Source organism: Vibrio fluminensis (genome assembly GCF_015278125.1).
Lineage (GTDB): Bacteria > Pseudomonadota > Gammaproteobacteria > Enterobacterales > Vibrionaceae > Vibrio > Vibrio fluminensis.
The window spans coordinates 129,224-145,725 of record NZ_JADILO010000009.1; the positions used below are offsets into that span (position 1 = coordinate 129,224).

17 protein-coding genes and 3 pseudogenes are annotated in these 16,502 nt (G+C 42.9%); 14 read left to right on the forward strand and 6 right to left on the reverse strand.

All coding sequences use genetic code 11. From position 1 onward, the window contains the following. Positions 1 to 2 precede the first annotated feature (2 nt). The 3 genes from IRQ95_RS08750 (at position 3) to IRQ95_RS08760 (ending at position 2,494) form a co-directional block, all read left to right on the forward strand. Positions 3 to 695, forward strand: a complete 693-nt coding sequence (locus IRQ95_RS08750; RefSeq protein WP_194436583.1) for an aspartate/glutamate racemase family protein — start codon at positions 3 to 5, stop codon at positions 693 to 695. Between the two features lie 71 nt (positions 696 to 766). Next, a complete protein-coding gene (locus tag IRQ95_RS08755; RefSeq protein ID WP_194436584.1) occupies positions 767 to 1,558 on the forward strand; it encodes a PhzF family phenazine biosynthesis protein in 792 nt (263 codons plus the stop codon). Between the two features lie 87 nt (positions 1,559 to 1,645). Beyond that, positions 1,646 to 2,494: a DMT family transporter gene (locus tag IRQ95_RS08760; protein WP_194436585.1), complete on the forward strand. Its 849-nt coding sequence runs from the start codon at positions 1,646 to 1,648 to the stop codon at positions 2,492 to 2,494. 3 nt (positions 2,495 to 2,497) lie between these two features. On the opposite strand, the gene IRQ95_RS08765 is transcribed toward IRQ95_RS08760, so the two are convergent. Then, positions 2,498 to 3,421: a LysR family transcriptional regulator gene (locus IRQ95_RS08765; RefSeq protein ID WP_194436586.1), complete on the reverse strand. Its 924-nt coding sequence runs from the start codon at positions 3,419 to 3,421 to the stop codon at positions 2,498 to 2,500. Positions 3,422 to 3,841: 420 nt separating this feature from the next. Between IRQ95_RS08765 and IRQ95_RS08770 the strand changes: the two genes are divergently transcribed. After that, positions 3,842 to 5,038, forward strand: a complete 1,197-nt coding sequence (locus IRQ95_RS08770; RefSeq protein WP_194436587.1) for a glycine C-acetyltransferase — start codon at positions 3,842 to 3,844, stop codon at positions 5,036 to 5,038. A gap of 158 nt (positions 5,039 to 5,196) precedes the next feature. Then, the gene (tdh, locus tag IRQ95_RS08775; protein ID WP_075652747.1) at positions 5,197 to 6,228 is read left to right on the forward strand and encodes an L-threonine 3-dehydrogenase; all 1,032 of its coding nucleotides are present in this window, start codon (positions 5,197 to 5,199) and stop codon (positions 6,226 to 6,228) included. A gap of 195 nt (positions 6,229 to 6,423) precedes the next feature. On the opposite strand, the gene IRQ95_RS08780 is transcribed toward tdh, so the two are convergent. Then, the gene (locus tag IRQ95_RS08780) at positions 6,424 to 7,701 is read right to left on the reverse strand and encodes a tyrosine-type recombinase/integrase (protein ID WP_228481346.1); all 1,278 of its coding nucleotides are present in this window, start codon (positions 7,699 to 7,701) and stop codon (positions 6,424 to 6,426) included. Between the two features lie 270 nt (positions 7,702 to 7,971). Between IRQ95_RS08780 and IRQ95_RS08785 the strand changes: the two genes are divergently transcribed. From IRQ95_RS08785 to IRQ95_RS08800, 4 genes are all read left to right on the forward strand, one after another. Beyond that, positions 7,972 to 8,151 (forward strand): hypothetical protein, encoded by a 180-nt coding sequence (locus IRQ95_RS08785; protein WP_194436588.1) that lies wholly within the window; start codon positions 7,972 to 7,974, stop codon positions 8,149 to 8,151. A gap of 270 nt (positions 8,152 to 8,421) precedes the next feature. Further along, positions 8,422 to 8,655: a colicin E3/pyocin S6 family cytotoxin gene (locus IRQ95_RS08790; RefSeq protein ID WP_194436589.1), complete on the forward strand. Its 234-nt coding sequence runs from the start codon at positions 8,422 to 8,424 to the stop codon at positions 8,653 to 8,655. Next, the gene (locus IRQ95_RS08795; protein WP_194436590.1) at positions 8,648 to 8,977 is read left to right on the forward strand and encodes a hypothetical protein; all 330 of its coding nucleotides are present in this window, start codon (positions 8,648 to 8,650) and stop codon (positions 8,975 to 8,977) included. The genes IRQ95_RS08790 and IRQ95_RS08795 overlap by 8 nt, the downstream gene beginning before the upstream one ends. Further along, on the forward strand, positions 8,974 to 9,954 hold the full coding sequence (locus IRQ95_RS08800) for an ImmA/IrrE family metallo-endopeptidase (RefSeq protein ID WP_194436591.1): 981 nt from the start codon (positions 8,974 to 8,976) through the stop codon (positions 9,952 to 9,954). The genes IRQ95_RS08795 and IRQ95_RS08800 overlap by 4 nt, the downstream gene beginning before the upstream one ends. A gap of 353 nt (positions 9,955 to 10,307) precedes the next feature. Here IRQ95_RS08800 and IRQ95_RS08805 read toward each other — a convergent pair whose 3' ends face one another. Continuing rightward, positions 10,308 to 11,336, reverse strand: a complete 1,029-nt coding sequence (locus IRQ95_RS08805; RefSeq protein ID WP_194436592.1) for an IS110 family RNA-guided transposase — start codon at positions 11,334 to 11,336, stop codon at positions 10,308 to 10,310. Between the two features lie 109 nt (positions 11,337 to 11,445). Between IRQ95_RS08805 and IRQ95_RS08810 the strand changes: the two genes are divergently transcribed. Beyond that, entirely contained in the window at positions 11,446 to 11,994 is a 549-nt protein-coding gene (locus IRQ95_RS08810) for a hypothetical protein (RefSeq protein ID WP_194436593.1), read from the forward strand. A 305-nt stretch (positions 11,995 to 12,299) separates the two neighbouring features. Here the strand turns inward: IRQ95_RS08810 and IRQ95_RS08815 are convergent. After that, positions 12,300 to 12,630: pseudogene (locus tag IRQ95_RS08815) on the reverse strand (IS110 family transposase); the annotation flags it as partial. A gap of 106 nt (positions 12,631 to 12,736) precedes the next feature. Between IRQ95_RS08815 and IRQ95_RS08820 the strand changes: the two are divergent. Together IRQ95_RS08820 and IRQ95_RS08825 are read left to right on the forward strand one after the other, a co-directional pair. After that, entirely contained in the window at positions 12,737 to 13,099 is a 363-nt protein-coding gene (locus IRQ95_RS08820; protein ID WP_194436594.1) for a VOC family protein, read from the forward strand. A 139-nt stretch (positions 13,100 to 13,238) separates the two neighbouring features. Beyond that, a complete protein-coding gene (locus IRQ95_RS08825; protein ID WP_194436595.1) occupies positions 13,239 to 13,496 on the forward strand; it encodes a hypothetical protein in 258 nt (85 codons plus the stop codon). Positions 13,497 to 13,675: 179 nt separating this feature from the next. Here IRQ95_RS08825 and IRQ95_RS22205 read toward each other — a convergent pair. Further along, a pseudogene (locus IRQ95_RS22205) lies at positions 13,676 to 13,794 on the reverse strand (IS110 family transposase); the annotation flags it as partial. Positions 13,795 to 13,798: 4 nt separating this feature from the next. Here IRQ95_RS22205 and IRQ95_RS22210 point away from each other — a divergent pair. Both IRQ95_RS22210 and IRQ95_RS08830 read left to right on the forward strand, forming a co-directional pair. Continuing rightward, positions 13,799 to 14,089 (forward strand): annotated as a pseudogene (locus tag IRQ95_RS22210) (nuclear transport factor 2 family protein); the annotation flags it as partial. A gap of 157 nt (positions 14,090 to 14,246) precedes the next feature. Continuing rightward, positions 14,247 to 14,519, forward strand: a complete 273-nt coding sequence (locus IRQ95_RS08830; RefSeq protein ID WP_194436596.1) for a hypothetical protein — start codon at positions 14,247 to 14,249, stop codon at positions 14,517 to 14,519. Between the two features lie 198 nt (positions 14,520 to 14,717). Here IRQ95_RS08830 and IRQ95_RS08835 read toward each other — a convergent pair whose 3' ends face one another. After that, positions 14,718 to 16,145, reverse strand: coding sequence for an APC family permease (locus tag IRQ95_RS08835; RefSeq protein WP_194436597.1), 1,428 nt, complete (start codon positions 16,143 to 16,145; stop codon positions 14,718 to 14,720). Positions 16,146 to 16,502: the final 357 nt, after the last annotated feature.

The following is a 16,502-nucleotide window of genomic DNA, read 5'->3' on the forward strand; positions in this document are numbered from 1 at the left end:
AAATGAAAACAATCGGACTAATTGGTGGTATGAGCTGGGAGTCTACCGCCAGTTACTACAAAGCACTGAATCAGGGTATCAAAAATAAGCTTGGCGGTTTACACTCGGCGAAAATTTGTCTTTATAGTGTCGATTTTCATGAGATTGAGCAGCTGCAACATCAAGGCAAGTGGGATGAAACCGCTGAGATTCTCACTCAGGCCGCGCAATCAGTTGAAGCGGGTGGGGCAGATTTTGTGCTGATATGCACGAATACCATGCATAAAGTGGTACCGCAAATTGAGCCTCACATCACCAAATCTATTTTGCACATCGCGGATGCAACAGCCGAGCAACTGGTGATGGATGGGATCAGTAAAGTGGGTCTATTGGGCACACGCTTTACAATGGAGCAGGATTTTTACAAACAGCGTTTAGTGGATAAGTTTGGTATTGAAGTCGTGATCCCAAGTGACGAGCAGCGCACCATAGTCCATGACGTTATTTATCAAGAGTTATGCAAGGGTGAGATCAAGCCTGAATCCCGCGAGCGCTATCTCGAGATCATCGATGATTTAGTCAAGCAGGGCGCACAAGCGGTGATCCTTGGTTGCACTGAGATTGCGTTGTTGGTTGAGCAACAGCATACCGATACAAAACTGTATGATACGACGCAGATACATGCGGAAGCGGCGGTTGAATTCGCATTGAGCTAAATGGTTGATAAACAATACGGGGAGGAGTTGTACGCTCGCTCCCCATTTTTATGTTATCTCAGGGAGGGAGAATGGAACTGGATGTTTATGTTGTTGATACTTTTACCACTCAACAATTCAAAGGAAATTCGGCAGCGGTAATTCCGTTAGAGGACTGGCTTGATGATACGGTGATGCAAAGCATTGCGACAGAAAACAACTTATCTGAAACCGCATTTATTAAGCAAGTTTCGCTAAACCAGTATCAAATTCGTTGGTTTTCACCGTTAACGGAAATTGATTTTTGTGGTCACGCTACGTTGGCCGCTTCTTATGTGCTCTATAATCTCTATGAAAGTGCAGGAGAACTTGAGTTTATTACTCAAGAGGTGGGCTCGTTATACGTTAACTGCCGAGATGATGGCAGAATTGAGATGAGTTTTCCCAACCAGATGCCTGAGCTGGTTGAAAATGTTCCACAAGCTCTGATTCAAGGTTTGTCCATTGAACCTGTGCAGGTTCTCAAAAATCGCCAAGCTTATTTTGCCGTCTATGCATCTGAGCTAGAGGTTGAGCAGGTAAGCTATCAAGCCGAGTTTCTTAAACAGTTAGCGCCACTTGATGTTGTGGTAACAGCACCGAGTGAAAACTATGATTTTGTGTCTCGCTATTTCTGGCCAGCTAATGGTGGGGAAGAAGACCCTGTAACAGGCTCTATTCATGCGGGCTTGGTTCCTTATTGGGCGCAGCAATTAGACAAACAAGAATTGCTCGCTTATCAGGCGTCTAAGCGTGGCGGTATGTTGTATTGCCGTATGCAAAGCGAGCGAGTGTTGATCTCTGGTTTTGCAGTAATTTATTTGCGCGGCACGATCTACTTGTAGTTGCTGTTAAGTTGCAACGAAAAATACTCAGCCAGAGCTAAAGCCCCACAGAATAGGGAGTCGGTTATCTACAAATCAGCGGTATGGATGCTAGGAGCATTGGCATCTTTTTGTTTGATGGCAATTGGTGCCAAAGAACTCAGCGGTGAGCTAAATACCTTTCAAGTACTGTTTGTGCGTAGTGCGATAAGCTTAGGCGTTGTCGTGGCGATAATTGCTGTCAGCGGAAAAACTGATCTGTTTCGCACTCAGCGGTTAAAATGGCATAGCTTTCGGAATATCAGCCACCTTGCCGGACAATACGGTTGGTTTGTCGCTATCGGCCTGCTGCCACTAGCTGAAGTGTTTGCACTTGAGTTCACCGTGCCATTTTGGACTGCGATTTTGGCCTATGTGGTGCTAAAAGAATCCTTAACGGCGCGCAAGCTTATTGCGATTATGTGTGGCTTTCTTGGTGTGTTGATCATCGTTCAACCAGGATTTAAGCAAATAGATTTTGGCGTGATAGTCATTTTGCTAGCGGCAATCTGTTATAGCTTTACCTATATTAGTACCCGCACACTAGCGAGCACCGATGCGCCTCTGACGATTTTGTTTTATATGTGCATTATTCAGTTTCCAATCACGCTGGTTTTTGCGCTACCTCATTGGGAGTCGCCCAATAGCAATCAGTGGTTGTGGATGGCAGCCATTGGTATTACTGCGATGTCTGCCCACTATTGTTTGTCGAATGCAATGAAGTACGCCGATGCGGCGATAGTGGTAACGATGGATTTCCTACGTTTACCAGCCATCGCCATCGTAGGCGCACTTTTTTATGCTGAAAAGATAGAGGTGACATTGCTAATAGGTGCCTTGCTTATGTTGGGTGGCAACATCGTTAACCTTTATCAACCCAAGCGAAAGCGTGTGACCTCAGACCCGCAAGAGAGTTAATCTTTAGGCGTTCAATTTCTCGACCAAGTGTTTGACCGCAAAATCAATAAATGCTCGTATGCGTGCGGGCATATATTGGGTTTGTGGGTACTGCATTGCGATTGCACCATGGTAGTTACTCTTAAGAGTCCAGCCATTCAGCACTTCAACTACGCTGCCATCTTTGAGTGCTTCAGCGATAACGAAATCATGGAAAATGCCAATCCCTAAGCCATTTTTAACCCCAGTCAGGCGCATTTGCGAATGGTTAACGGCGTATCTTCCCGCAACGGCTACAGAATGGTATTCATCATCTTTAAAGAAATCCCATACATTGTCTCGCTCACGTTCAGCGAGGTAGAGGCATTGGTGCGCTATTAGCTCAGTCGGGTGTGTAGGCATGCCAAATTGCTTAATGTAGCTTGGGCTGGCACATAAGCGTAAATGGGTTTTACCGATCTCTTTTAATACTAAGTTTTCGTCGGGTTTGTCGGTAAGTTTAAAGGCGATATCGATGCGATCGCGCAATAAGTCCATTTCACCATCAGCAACACGTAGTTTAAGTTCGGTTTCTGGGTACTGTTGTAAAAATGGAACAACCAGAGGTTGCAGCACCGAGTTTAGAAATGCCTCTGGCGCGGCAACCGTAATCGAGCCGCTGACTTCTGTGTGGTCACTATTGGATAGTTCTATTGCTTGTTGCGCCGCATTGACCATGAGCAGAGCTTGGTCATACACCTTTTGGCCCGCAGGGGTAATGATTAGCTTGCGGGTAGTTCGCTCAAATAGCTTGATGGAGAGGGCTTTCTCTAAGCGAGTGATCAGCTTACTGAGCGCCGATGGCGTCACATCGAGCTGTTTAGCAGCCGCAGTAAAACTGCCTTGGTTGACGATAAGAATGAAGGTCGCAAGGTCAGGAAGTAGGGCTATAAGACGGCTGTTTATCATAATCTGTCACATGTTGATATATATGAAAATAAAGGATTTTTGCGATTTAGTTCGCGGTTTTGGCTTGGTTTGCACTGTAATGTTGTCAGCAACGAAAACCAACGAGGAGACCAATATGTATTACGCTGACGCAATGCTCGACCTTTGGTCGACGCTGGAAAACATTATGATGATTGCCTCTGCTTTATGTCTTCTTGCTGCTGTGCAGTTGACGATGAATAGCGGTAAGTAAAACTGATTTGTGCCTGTGATTCAATAATGTTTTTCCACCTAGTGGGATAATTCTAATTCCTAACCTAGATTACACTTTATGGAAAAGGCTATTCGAGTAATCACTTCAATAGCCTGATGCCATCATTTCATGCTTGAGCTGCTCGATGATGGCGTAATTAAAACTATAAAGATAGGAAGGAATTGAACATGTCCTCTGCATTTTACCAACAGATCCAACAGCAACTTGAAGAAGTGAAGGCAGAAGGCCTTTACAAATCTGAGCGTGTGATTACCTCACAGCAACAAGCCCAAGTACAAATTTCGACGGGTCAAGAAGTACTAAACTTCTGTGCTAACAACTACCTTGGTCTTGCTAACCACCCAGCTCTAATTGAAGCGGGTAAAGCGGGTATGGATCAACACGGTTTTGGTATGGCTTCAGTTCGTTTTATCTGTGGTACGCAAGATATCCATAAACAACTTGAGCAAAAGCTTTCTCAATTCCTAGGTAAAGAAGATACGATTCTTTACACCTCATGTTTTGATGCCAACACAGGTCTATTTGAAACCATTCTTGGCGCTGAAGATGCAATCATCTCTGACGCACTAAACCACGCTTCAATCATTGATGGCGTTCGTTTGTGTAAAGCAATGCGTTACCGCTACTCAAACAACAACATGCAAGAGCTAGAAGAGCAGCTTATTGCGGCGAAAGAAGCGGGCGCTCGTAACACCCTAATCGTAACCGACGGCGTATTCTCAATGGATGGCGTTGTGGCGAACCTTCCTGCTATTTGTGACCTAGCGGATAAATACGGCGCGCTAGTGATGGTTGATGACTCTCACGCAGTGGGCTTTATGGGCAAAAATGGCGCAGGTACTCACGAATACCATGACGTTATTGACCGCATCGATATCATCACAGGTACACTAGGCAAAGCAATGGGCGGCGCATCAGGCGGTTACACTTCTGGTAAGAAAGAAGTGATTGATTGGCTACGTCAGCGCTCTCGTCCATACCTATTCTCTAACTCTGTTGCTCCAGCTATTGTTAACGCGTCTCTACGCGTACTTGATTTGCTGCAAGAGAGTGGCGATTTACGTGACCACCTATGGCAAAACGCAGCGCACTTCCGTGCACGTATGACTGAAGCAGGCTTCACGCTTGCGGGCGCAGACCACGCAATCATTCCAATCATGCTAGGTGATGCAAAAGTCGCGGCTGAGTTTGCTGAGCGCTGTCTAGCGAAAGATATCTACGTAGTAGGTTTCTCATTCCCTGTGGTACCAAAAGGCCAAGCACGTATCCGTACACAAATGTCTGCTGCGCACTCACGTGAGCAACTTGACCGCGCTATCGATGCATTTATCGAAGTAGGCCGCGATATGGGCATCATTCAATAAATTTGCAGTTCCTGCTTTAGAGCGAACCGATAAAACGATCTCTACTCAGATAGAACTCTTCTGAGTAGAGACATAAATCGCCTAAGCCAAAAATACACTATTTTTATAGATAAGATTTCATTGCTCTGAACGTTTCAGAGCAAATTTCGGTGTGTAGTATGAAAATCAAAGCATTATCAAAATTAAAGCCTGAAGAAGGCATTTGGATGACCGAAGTGGACAAGCCAGAGCTTGGTCACAACGATCTACTGATTAAGATTAAAAAGACCGCAATTTGTGGTACCGACGTTCATATCTACAACTGGGATGAATGGTCACAAAAAACCATTCCTGTACCTATGGTTGTAGGCCATGAGTATGTAGGTGAAGTTGTGGCGATTGGTCAAGAAGTGCGTGGCTTCAACATTGGTGACCGCGTATCTGGTGAAGGTCACATCACGTGTGGTTACTGCCGTAACTGCCGCGCTGGCCGCACCCACCTATGTCGCAACACTATTGGTGTGGGTGTAAACCGCACGGGTTGTTTCTCTGAATACCTAGTGATCCCAGCATTCAACGCATTCAAGATCCCTGATGGCATCTCTGATGATCTAGCATCAATCTTTGACCCATTTGGTAACGCAGTACACACAGCGTTGTCATTTGACCTAGTCGGTGAAGACGTGCTGATCACGGGTGCGGGTCCAATTGGCATTATGGCTGCAGCAGTGGCAAAACACGTTGGTGCTCGCCATGTTGTGATTACCGATGTGAACGAATACCGCCTAGACCTTGCTCGTCAAATGGGTGTGACTCGCGCGGTTAACGTAGCGGAAGAGTCTCTAGAAGACGTAATGTCTGATCTGGGTATGCTTGAAGGCTTCGATGTGGGCCTAGAGATGTCGGGTAACCCATCAGCGTTTAACTCAATGTTAAAAACCATGAACCACGGTGGTCGCGTTGCACTGTTAGGCATTCCACCATCAGACATGGGTATCGACTGGAACCAAGTGATCTTCAAAGGCTTGGTGATCAAAGGTATCTACGGTCGTGAAATGTTCGAGACGTGGTACAAGATGGCATCATTGATTCAATCTGGTCTAGATTTGACGCCAATCATCACTCACCAATTCAAGGTGGATGACTTCCAGAAAGGCTTCGACATCATGCGTAGCGGGATGTCTGGCAAAGTTATCTTAGACTGGGAATAACTAAAAGCAGGCTAAATCAGCTGTCGTTCGACTTGCTTGAATACGGGTTATTCGACCATATGAATGGTAAAAATAGCCCTATTTAGCCTGGCAAAATGTCCCATTTATGTCCCATAGACATTTTAGAGCGCTAAAAAAAGTGTCCCATTGGTTTATGGGACATTTTTGTATCTAATGTATTGATGCATAGATATATTATGTAGTGTTCTTGACTGAATGCTTATTGATTGTATGCATTTGATGAGAAGGATGGGTTTTTTCTAATAATTTCCAAACTCGTTGGGACTCTCGTTTATCAGAATCTTTTAGCCATTTGCCATAAATTTTCACAATCATTCTGATATCGGAATGCCCCATCTGCTCAGCGAGATAGCTCAGGTTAATATTGGAGTACGTGATGAGCCAACTGGCATAGGTATGTCGCATTTGGTAGGGATTACGATAAGTGATATCCGCTTTTTTACAACACGCATTCCAAATGCGGATCATGGCTCGATGACCATAGTAGTCATAATCACTTTGCTTTTGCGCTCTAACGGCTTTCGGATTAAACACGAAGCGTAAATGTTCTTTTCTAACGACAGCCCCCCTGTGCTCGATTTCATAGGATTTAGCTGGGAAGTTATTATTTAGCGTTAACGCCATCTGTGACTTTAATGCTTCAAGTGCCGGTGGAAGTAGATCTACCACTCTTTCCTTATTATTCTTCGTAGTTGTTAAACCTCGGTCGGTGTATGCAGAGCGGCGAACTAGTATCGTGCCATTCTTGAAATCCACATCCTCCCAAGCGAGTGTTAAGAGTTCACCGGTACGTAATCCTGCATATACAGCAGTGGTAATTAGGTTACGATGTTGTAACACGTCACAATTGGATAAAACTGCTTGAATTTCATCAACAGAATATGGGTCTGCAATTCTTGGGAATTGGGGGACCTTTACCAAGATAGTATTAAGATTTCTATCTAAATACTCCATGGTGTACAACCATTTAAAGAACTGGTTCAAAGTAGTTATATGGTTATTGGCTGTTGTTCCGGCGAGCTCGCTCACAAGTTTATGTTTATAGCGCATCAAGCTCTGTGGTGTAATGGTTTCAAGTAACCGATTTGCACCATGATACTTAATAAACTTCATTCCAATCGTCTTTTTTTGTTTCGTTGAAGCTCTATCAATATGACATGCTCTATCTTCAATAAACACTTCCATTGCTTGTCCAAGCGTGACGTTGGTGTAAGTACCCGTTGCATGCTTTGAGTTCGGAAAATGCTTGCTGTAAACAAACTGACCGATCCTGATTTCATGCTTTACTGTTGCTACTAGACCGGCAGCATATTTAATGTTCTGCTCATTCGCCTTTAGCCCAAGGCTCTCTTTATAGCGTTTAGTGTTGATGCTAAACGCAACTCTCAGATACCCTCCATGGATTTCAACACCAGTGGGCAGCTTTCTGTTTCTTAGCGATTTCGATGCCATAGGTTCCATTCCTCGATATCCATCATCCATGTACCATTCACTTTCTTAAATACCGTTGACGGGTACTTACCCTCGTGAATGCGGTTTCTTAGGGTCTTTGGGGAGAATCCGATTATTTCCGCAGCTTTAATCAGAGTTACAAATCTTATTTTTTCATGTGCCATTTAGTCTCCTCAGAAAATGCTTTCTACTTGTGACCCCCAAATAGGCGAACAAAAAAGCATCTAATTGAAACGATATGCCATTCTTCTTGGTTAACAGGCTGATTTCATGGCGGAAAAAATTTTTAAAATTTCTTCTCAACAAACAGTGAATCGCCAATTGCGCACCAAAATGGTGCAATTTAGTGGTGTTTATGTGGGGATTTTTACATTGGTAGAAAAGCCGACAAATTTGCTGAGAAAGGTAAGGGGATGGAGTTGGGACTATTTAGAAGGAATTGAGTGCTAAGACTTGAATTTTTATCTAAATGTTAACTGGTTATAGATACATGTTTTTGAGTTTTTAATATTGACTCATGCTATATAGAAAAAGTCTGTATTTTGAGATTTAGGTAGGGGTTTAAATGATTAAGTTACTGTTATTTATGATGAAAATGCGGTATTTTCTATCTCAAAGCAATATTAGACAGAATAATTCGGCATTTAACTATAGAATTTTTCGGTCTAAGAACTGTTAGGGCTTCTATTGGACATTTGTATAATTTTTTAAGGAGAAAGAGTGACTCGATTACCTATTCCAGCCCCTTCATATTTGGATTTTGCCGAATATTTGGGGTTTGTGCATGGAGCAAAACGTTGGCGTTCTCAATGCGGACAGCGTTTATATACTTGGGACGCTTATCATGGTGAAATTGAAGTGTTCAACAAAAGAGGGCGTCACATAGGTGTTTTTGATGCTTTAACTGGTAAAATGATTAAAGAGGCAGTGAAAGGGAGAAAAATTGATGTTTAAGGTTATTGAAGGTGGAAAGTTCATAGAACTGTGTGTACAGGGACACGCGTTACCTGACGACATCGATGATTTTGTTGATGAGTGGCATGACTCTGATTCGGAAGTTCCTCTTAGTGAGTATCTAGGTATGTCCTCAGATGAATATGAATCTTGGATGCATGCTCCTGACACTCTAGATTCCATTATCACTGCTAGAATACAAAATGTTTCGTTGATGACCGTATTGGAATCTTCTTATGATTTACCAATGGCGGCACGAGCGAGCTCTCCTGAAGCAGCAAAATTTTTGATGAAGTGGCTAAACTCTGAAGAGCACTCATGAGAATATCTATAGTTCAAAATTATGCAAAGAGGTTGCATGCTAAATACAACTTGTCGATGCCCGTTGATTTAGATGAGTTGGCAAAGAAGTATGCAACTTTAAAATATACTCAGATTCCTATGGATATCGATGGTGTATGTGCAGATCTGAAAGTATCGGGAAAACGCCCGCGCATTTTTGTAAATATTGAGATGCCTAAAAAACGCCAGAGGTTTACTTTAGCCCATGAGATAGGGCATGTTGTCATTCCTTGGCATACCGGAACCATCTTTGATCTTACAACGATTACAGAGTCTGACAGTACAATTGAATACTGGGAGATGGAACAAGAAGCAAATGCATTCGCAACAGAGTTGCTAATGCCAACAGGTTGGATTGAGAGCTTAATTAAGAAAAATGACTCTGATATTTCTAACCTACATAAAGAAATAGTAAAGCTAGCGGATGTCTCCGACATAGCAGCTTGCTTACGCTTAATTCAATTTTTACCAAAAGGTCATGTATTCGTCGCTGCTGATCATGGAGGGTATGTCCAATATTCGGGTAGAAGCAAAGGTACAATTGCTTCTGCGCTACCTAGAGGTGAAGTTTTAGATATGGCCAATCATTACACTTATTGTGTTAAGCGAAGCTTTGTTGAAACCATGTCTGGCATTTATTATTGGTTCGAGCTACCAACGGATATTGAGCTTCCAAATACAGACAGAAATTGTGACTGGCGGACTATATTACAGTCAATTTTCAGAGATTTAGGTCTTGAGAAAGAAGCGCAAATAAAAATGACGCAGCAATTAAACGGCGTACTCGGATTTGCCAATAGTATTGTTAAGCGTGGCACCCCGTCTAGAGAAAGTCTGTATAGTGCATGTATTCAACGACTTGAAAGAAAACGGCATTTAGACCCGTTAACACACCATTCAGAGTTTCCTCAGTTTTTATCGGCAAAGATTAACGATCTTATCGAAAAAAGTTCATAAAATCGTAGCCCTAACAAGCAATTTAAGAGTGATTCCCCACGCTTGGCATTTTTGGTTGGGGTCAAGTTCAGTGTTTACGGCGTCCAATTTTAGTGTAGTGGTAGCGTGGCTCACACCTTAATTGGGCTACATGGACTCCCTCTTTTGTCAACAATAGCTACCGCTGACAACAGTGGATCTGACAGCAGCTCTACATTCGGTGTTTCGTCGGATTCTATCCGTCACCCTGATGATATTCGCTTGATGCCAGCCTCATTCGTTAGACAGTATTTTCTACTTCCCAATTAAAAAGGTTAAGGCATCTCGGTCTGACCGTATTGTCATCAATTGCTATTGCTTTGACTCGGTGAGGGCTAACCGTTTATATAGTTAGCTTTATACTCGTTTCCTGTCGTCAATAATGCCCATATTATTCGTGCATTTTTGGCTGCTAGGGCAACAGCCGCACGCTTGTAACCTCGTCGCTCAACGAGTTGTTGTAACCATAAACTGTTTCTATCCGTCTTTTCTTTACAGCGGGCAATGACAGCTCTTGCACCGTGTATAAGCAGCGTGCGAATGTGTTTTTCGCCTCTTTTGCTGATGCGACCAAGATGAACATGACCACCTGTTGAGTATTGCCTTGGAACTAACCCTATCCACGCGGCGAATTGGCGGCTAGATCCAAATTGCTTGGCGTCATTGACGGTTGCGACAATGGTACTTGCACTGTGTTCACCGACACCAGGAATATCTATGAGGGCCTTTGCTGAAGCCATTTCACGAACTAAAGCCGAGACGCGTCGATCATAGTGCAGGATTTCGAGGTTAAGGCTTTGAACCTTATTCGATAGATCTTGAAGTAGTTCACGAGCCAACAGCGGCAAACCATTTTCCGCATCTTCGAGGATACTACCAATAGTTTGTTGAGCCGAGTAGCGACCTTGCGGTATCACAAGGCCAAACTCAGAGAGTAACCCTCTGAGTTGGTTGATGGTAGCAGTTCTTGTTTTAATTAGCCCCTGACGGATTCGATGCAAGCAAAGCACCGCTTGTTGCTCTTCACTTTTTATAGAGACAAATCGTGTTTTAGGTCTAGATACTGCTTCGCAGATAGCTTCTGCGTCGTTGGCATCGTTCTTTTCATTTTGTCGATATGGAATAACGAATTTGGACGCCATGATTTTAGGGTGATGACCGAGTTTAATTAACTCCCTTGCCCAGTGATGTGCACCAGAGCAGGCCTCCATACCGATGATGCAGGGTGGTAGATTGGCGAAAGTGTCTAACAGTTTGTTTCTTTTGACAGTTTTGCGTAGGACGCACTTGCCATATGCATCAACGCCGTGAATACTGAACACATTCTTGGCGAGGTCAACGCCAATAGTTTGAATGTTGGACATGATAACCTCCAGTTCTTCAGCGTGTACTGAGTCAGTATGGCACGCGGAGTTTCAGGGAGAGGGAGTCCATATCATTCGTTAGCTTTTTTAATTGGATTAGGAGTAAATATTGGACGATATTTCAGTTAATTTGGTTTTAGGTGTAGTTGCTGGTCTTATCACTACCATAGTGCTCTTTATTTGTAGAGCGATAGCTTATGATGTGGTTATGCCATGGCTAAGAAAATCGACTTATCAAGGCATCAATATTGATGGCACTTGGTATCGTAGAACTCGTAGTCAGCGAGCTGTTATCGAACTCAAACAAGACACGAATATCATAAAGGGAAAAGCTACTGTAATTGTTAACGATGAGAGTAAGCCTCCAGCTCATCAAGGCGGTTCGTGCTTAGATGATATCCGTACCTTTGATATCGAAGGTAAAATTAGCAATGGGTTTGTTCATTTAGTAATGTGGCATACCAACAAGCAAAGGCTAGGTTTACATACTTATTTGCTAAAAGTTACCGCTGATGGAACAAAATTGTCAGGAAAAAGCAGTTGGTATGCACCATTAGCAGATATTATAAATTCTGGGAATACAGACCTGTATAGAAGTGATGCTCTAGCTATCAAGGCGTTAGAGCAGTCTGAAGGTCCAACGAAACCAAAAAGCTAACACATATGAGCCTTCTGCCTGTCAATAGGCAATAACATCCTGTTGGCTGCGTGAGCAGCCAATGCTCTTCGAACAACAAAGTTATCTACTTCGCTTTGTCATTTCGGTCATCAAGCATTGCTTACGACAAACACATATTGAGGATCTCTTATTGCGGTCTCGCCGCTGCCTATGATTTGTCATAGGGTCACTAGACACTTATCGGTTAACCCCAGCAGGCACTATTCAAAAAAATGGTTAAACAGTTGTTTTCCAGTTATCTTCAGGCTCAGCCAAGGTGTAAGCAACTTTGCTGTTCGTTGTTATGGAACAAAGCGAGCAGTGAGTTCTCTAGAGGCTTCGCATATAGCGACCGCATCACTGGGGTCATTTTTCTATTGGTCAGATATGGCGTGACATACTTAACCAAAATGATGCGAACATTGTTACCGAGTTTACGTAATGTTCTCGGCCAATAATGTGTACCGCGACATGCTTCGACGTCTATTTGTATAAGTGCATATTTGCTATTGTAGTCAGCAGTTTAGAGCGAGTGACTGATTTATGAAGTAAAACTTTGCCGTGCTGGTCAACTGCATGAATGCTGAAGTAGTTTTTAGCTAAATCAATCCCGCAGAAACATGAGTAATCAAACATGGTGCCTCCGGTGCCAATGTGTACCACTTAAGTGTGGCAGTTCCTCGGGAGGGGAATCCATGTCATTCGTTAAGCTACCAACAGTCGAAAGGAATGGGTACTAGAAATGGAAAATCTGAATACAGTAGAAATAAAGTCATTCGTTCCCGCTAAAGACTTTGAACGCTCTAAGCTCTTTTATCAGGCAGTAGGTTTTGAAATGGCATCTGAGTTTGACGGTATCGCATATTTCAAGTCAGGCTCTTGTTCTTTTTTGCTTCAAGACTTTTACGAGCCTACTCACAGCAACAACTTTATGATGCACCTCCTAGTTGAAGATGCTCAAAGTTGGTATGCACATGTTTTAAAACTCAATCTAGACAAAGAGTTTGGTGTAAAAGTCACAGAGCTTATTGAGCAGCCGTGGGGAATGCTCGAGTTTAGTTTCACAGATCCGAGTGGTGTGTTGTGGCGTGTCGGCGAAAATTAGTAGCTTAACAATTTGTTCACGTAGACAGCTAACGTTTGGCAGTTTTGGTTTGATTTAGTTTAGTGATTACGGTGGCTTTGTTTGAGTGTGGTGGTAGTTATCTGCTACTAAACAAGGCGTTATAAGCCAAGGGGGTAACGTGGAAAACTATTACTGGTTAATCATTTTAGCTTTAGTAGCTCTATTAAATTTAGTTGTTTCTATTTATTTAGGTAAGAGGAGCGATTTAGAAGCTTTTCAAAAAGTAGCTCAAATTATTCTCGTTTGGCTAATTCCAGTATTTGCAGCTATTGGGTTATGGTTATTCCACCGCTCACAAGATATACCCCTTAGTTCATCAAAGCCTTTTGGCGGTGGTTCAAGTGATAGTTCAAATATCTCTGGAGGTGGAGATTAAAAGGCTTATAACACATATGAGCCTTCTGCCTGTCAATAGGTAATAACACCCTGTTGGCTGCGAGAGCAGCCAATGCTCTTCGAACAACAAAGTTATCTACTTCGCTTTGTCATTTCGGTCATTAAGCATTGCTTACGACAAACACATATTGAGGATCTCTTATTACGGTCTCACCGCTAGCGGGCACTGGAACCGAGGTTACGTAATGTTCTCAGCAAATAATGAGCACCACCACATGCTTCGACGTCTATTTTGATGAGTGCATATTTGTTACTGTAGTTAGCAGTTTAGAGTGAGTATTTAGCCCAAATTACGAAGGCTTTTGGCCTCAATCAAATGAACTGACAGTTGGAAGAGAAATTTCACAGTTATTAATTCCTATTACTCTGCAAACCGTATTTGGGAGTTTGAATTACACTCGGTTGTCTGAGAAGAATCAATAATCGTAACTGATGTTTCGATTACAGATAGTGTTCAAAAAGCTCGCGCTATTACTTTTCATACGGTTGAAAACGAAACAAAGAGAATTCTGGCCTGATCCTATTGAAGCGCAAGAATGGCGCTCAAAATGGGTACAGGTCGTACAAGAATAAGTTACACACCTAACCAATCGCTTCAACCTGACTGCTAACTTACGGCAATTTTTGTTCGGTTGGGCTTATTTGATTCTGTGATTACCATGATTGTTTTAGGTGTGCCGCGGTTGGCAGTAAGCTAAGCGGGCATTAGGCGTTTCTAAGGATAGGTAATATGCCATTATATACATATGTAGTAAGTTACAATGATTCAAGATATGTGGGACAGGGAAGCCACAGCAATTTTAAAGGCTTTGTTAATGCTTGGTGTACAGATCTTCCTGTTAATGCACTTAGAGGGTTAACACCATCTTTAAAAAAAGAGTTAGGGAAGCTAGCATTCAAGGGGGTGTTTACTTCAGTACCTAATCGTCAGAATGTATGGGAAAAAACAATAGATTTAAATGGAAAGTTATTCCATGTTTACGCGATAGAAACCAGAAAGTGAATCGTAACTCTTTGCTAAATGGAGTTAAACACATATGTGCCTTCTGCCTGTCAATCGGCAATAACATCCTGTTGGCTGCGTGAGCAGCCAATGCTCTTCGAACAACAAAGTTATCTACTTCGCTTTGTCAGTTTTACTAAAATGAAAAGCCGAGTACTTACGTCATCTCGGCTTTTTAACTATGCGGAATTTGCGAGCTTAGTTCGCCACAGCTTCAACCAATAGGGCTCGCTGTTGGTGTTTACGGTTGCGGTATAGCACAGCACCAGCCGCTGGCAGGCTAAATGTGATAAAGCCAAGAATAAGTGCATACGCGCCAGTTTCTGCGCTGATACCTGCCGGTACATCGAAGGATACGATGATAGTGATGGCACAACTAATTAAGCCCAGTGCCGCGACGAGCACCATACCTACTTTTCCGCCAGGAACACGAAATGGGCGTTTAACCTCTGCATGTTTGCGACGTGAAACCAAGAAGCTAATAAAAATACAGATGTACATCACCATGTATAGCTGAGTCATAAGGATGTTTAGTAGCCACATTCCCTGATTGACATTTGGCACCAAGATAAACACCAAAGAAAGAACGCTGACGATAGCACCTTGCAGCAGCAAAAGTGGCACAGGTGCTTGGTTTTTATTCTCTTTTGATAGCGCGATTGGCATGAAATTGTCTTTCGCCGCGACGTGTAGGCTCTTGGTTGGTGCGATGATCCAGTTGTTAAGGCTCGCAAGGCTGCCGAAGACAATGGCTAGGGCAATGATTGGCAACATAAACGACATATTCAAATCATCAAAAAACGCTTTGAATGCGAGAATAACGCCTTCACTTAAGCTTGAATGATCACTTGATACAACAGAAGAGATCGAAAGAGAACAAGCGGTTAGAGACACTAAAATCAACACGGTTGATATAATCAGTGCTTTTGGATATGTCTTTTGTGGGTTGTCGACTTCGTTCGCGTATGACGTTGTAATTTCTAGCCCTGTTAGCGATAACACCACGGCGGTAAAACCCGCACCTATGCCATCTTGAGAAAAATCAGGCAACCAGTCAGAGACATGACGTAGTGAAATATGAGATTCGCTCGGGTTGGTATAAGCCCAGTAACCACCAAGCGCAATGATGAGTAAAATCGGGAAGATTAACCCCAGAGTGCCGAATACATTGGTGATGATGGATGATAGACGTAAACCGAATATGTTTACCAGAGTCAGAGCCCAGAAAATGACGTTGATCATCACCAGCATGAAGATGTTGTTTTGTGCGAGTTCGGGAAAAAACGGGTATGTACCTGTTGCAACGATGAATGAAATCAATGGTGGGTAGTACACAATATTTTCAGCGTATTGATACCATACGGTAGCAAAACCGAAGTTCGGTCCAATGGTTTCCTTGCCCCACAAGTAAACCCCACCTTGTTGAGGGTAGGTGGTACTTAACTCTGCGCAGACCAATGCGGTTGGAATGAAGAAGCAAACCCCGGCTAATACAAAGAAAGAGATAGCGTGGCTACCAAATAAGGCCGCGCCCGGTATGTTCCTTATGCTGTCAACGGAAGTAACCGTAATCATAATGACAGAAAAAACACTCAGTTTGACGGCGGATTTGGCGATATTGCTCATTCGAAACCTTTAGTTATCGTGACGCGAACTACACATTGGAAAAGCGCGTGCTACAAGTAAGACGCACGTATTGTAGGAAGGTGATAAACACGAGGTATATAGCTAAAAATGGTATGTATTTACTCAAAAATGCAGAGAAGATTTTTCGCATGCTTTTTGATTGATGTAAACGGTTGCTTTGTGAAAACAGCATAAATCTAATGCAAAAAAGCATAATAATTAATGTGTATATAACTAATTATTCAAAAAGACTAGTCGGCATGACACTCTGATTTTACGTTGCGTTGTTAGTTTGGCGACTAGATTTGGTACAAATCATCTTCATCAATTTAGGGTAGATGACTAATTAAAAGGCTT

Excerpts from the sequence above, each read along its gene's own strand:
- tdh (WP_075652747.1), top strand. The coding sequence starts at position 5,197 with ATGAAAATCAAAGCATTATCAAAATTAAAGCCTGAAGAAGGCATTTGG.
- IRQ95_RS08770 (WP_194436587.1), top strand. The coding sequence starts at position 3,842 with ATGTCCTCTGCATTTTACCAACAGATCCAACAGCAACTTGAAGAAGTG.
- IRQ95_RS08785 (WP_194436588.1), top strand. The coding sequence starts at position 7,972 with ATGGCGGAAAAAATTTTTAAAATTTCTTCTCAACAAACAGTGAATCGC.
- IRQ95_RS08755 (WP_194436584.1), top strand. The coding sequence starts at position 767 with ATGGAACTGGATGTTTATGTTGTTGATACTTTTACCACTCAACAATTC.
- IRQ95_RS08835 (WP_194436597.1), bottom strand. The coding sequence starts at position 16,145 with ATGAGCAATATCGCCAAATCCGCCGTCAAACTGAGTGTTTTTTCTGTC.
- IRQ95_RS08750 (WP_194436583.1), top strand. The coding sequence starts at position 3 with ATGAAAACAATCGGACTAATTGGTGGTATGAGCTGGGAGTCTACCGCC.
- IRQ95_RS08820 (WP_194436594.1), top strand. The coding sequence starts at position 12,737 with ATGGAAAATCTGAATACAGTAGAAATAAAGTCATTCGTTCCCGCTAAA.
- IRQ95_RS08780 (WP_228481346.1), bottom strand. The coding sequence starts at position 7,701 with ATGGCATCGAAATCGCTAAGAAACAGAAAGCTGCCCACTGGTGTTGAA.
- IRQ95_RS08795 (WP_194436590.1), top strand. The coding sequence starts at position 8,648 with ATGTTTAAGGTTATTGAAGGTGGAAAGTTCATAGAACTGTGTGTACAG.
- IRQ95_RS08800 (WP_194436591.1), top strand. The coding sequence starts at position 8,974 with ATGAGAATATCTATAGTTCAAAATTATGCAAAGAGGTTGCATGCTAAA.
- IRQ95_RS08805 (WP_194436592.1), bottom strand. The coding sequence starts at position 11,336 with ATGTCCAACATTCAAACTATTGGCGTTGACCTCGCCAAGAATGTGTTC.
- IRQ95_RS08830 (WP_194436596.1), top strand. The coding sequence starts at position 14,247 with ATGCCATTATATACATATGTAGTAAGTTACAATGATTCAAGATATGTG.
- IRQ95_RS08760 (WP_194436585.1), top strand. The coding sequence starts at position 1,646 with ATGCTAGGAGCATTGGCATCTTTTTGTTTGATGGCAATTGGTGCCAAA.
- IRQ95_RS08765 (WP_194436586.1), bottom strand. The coding sequence starts at position 3,421 with ATGATAAACAGCCGTCTTATAGCCCTACTTCCTGACCTTGCGACCTTC.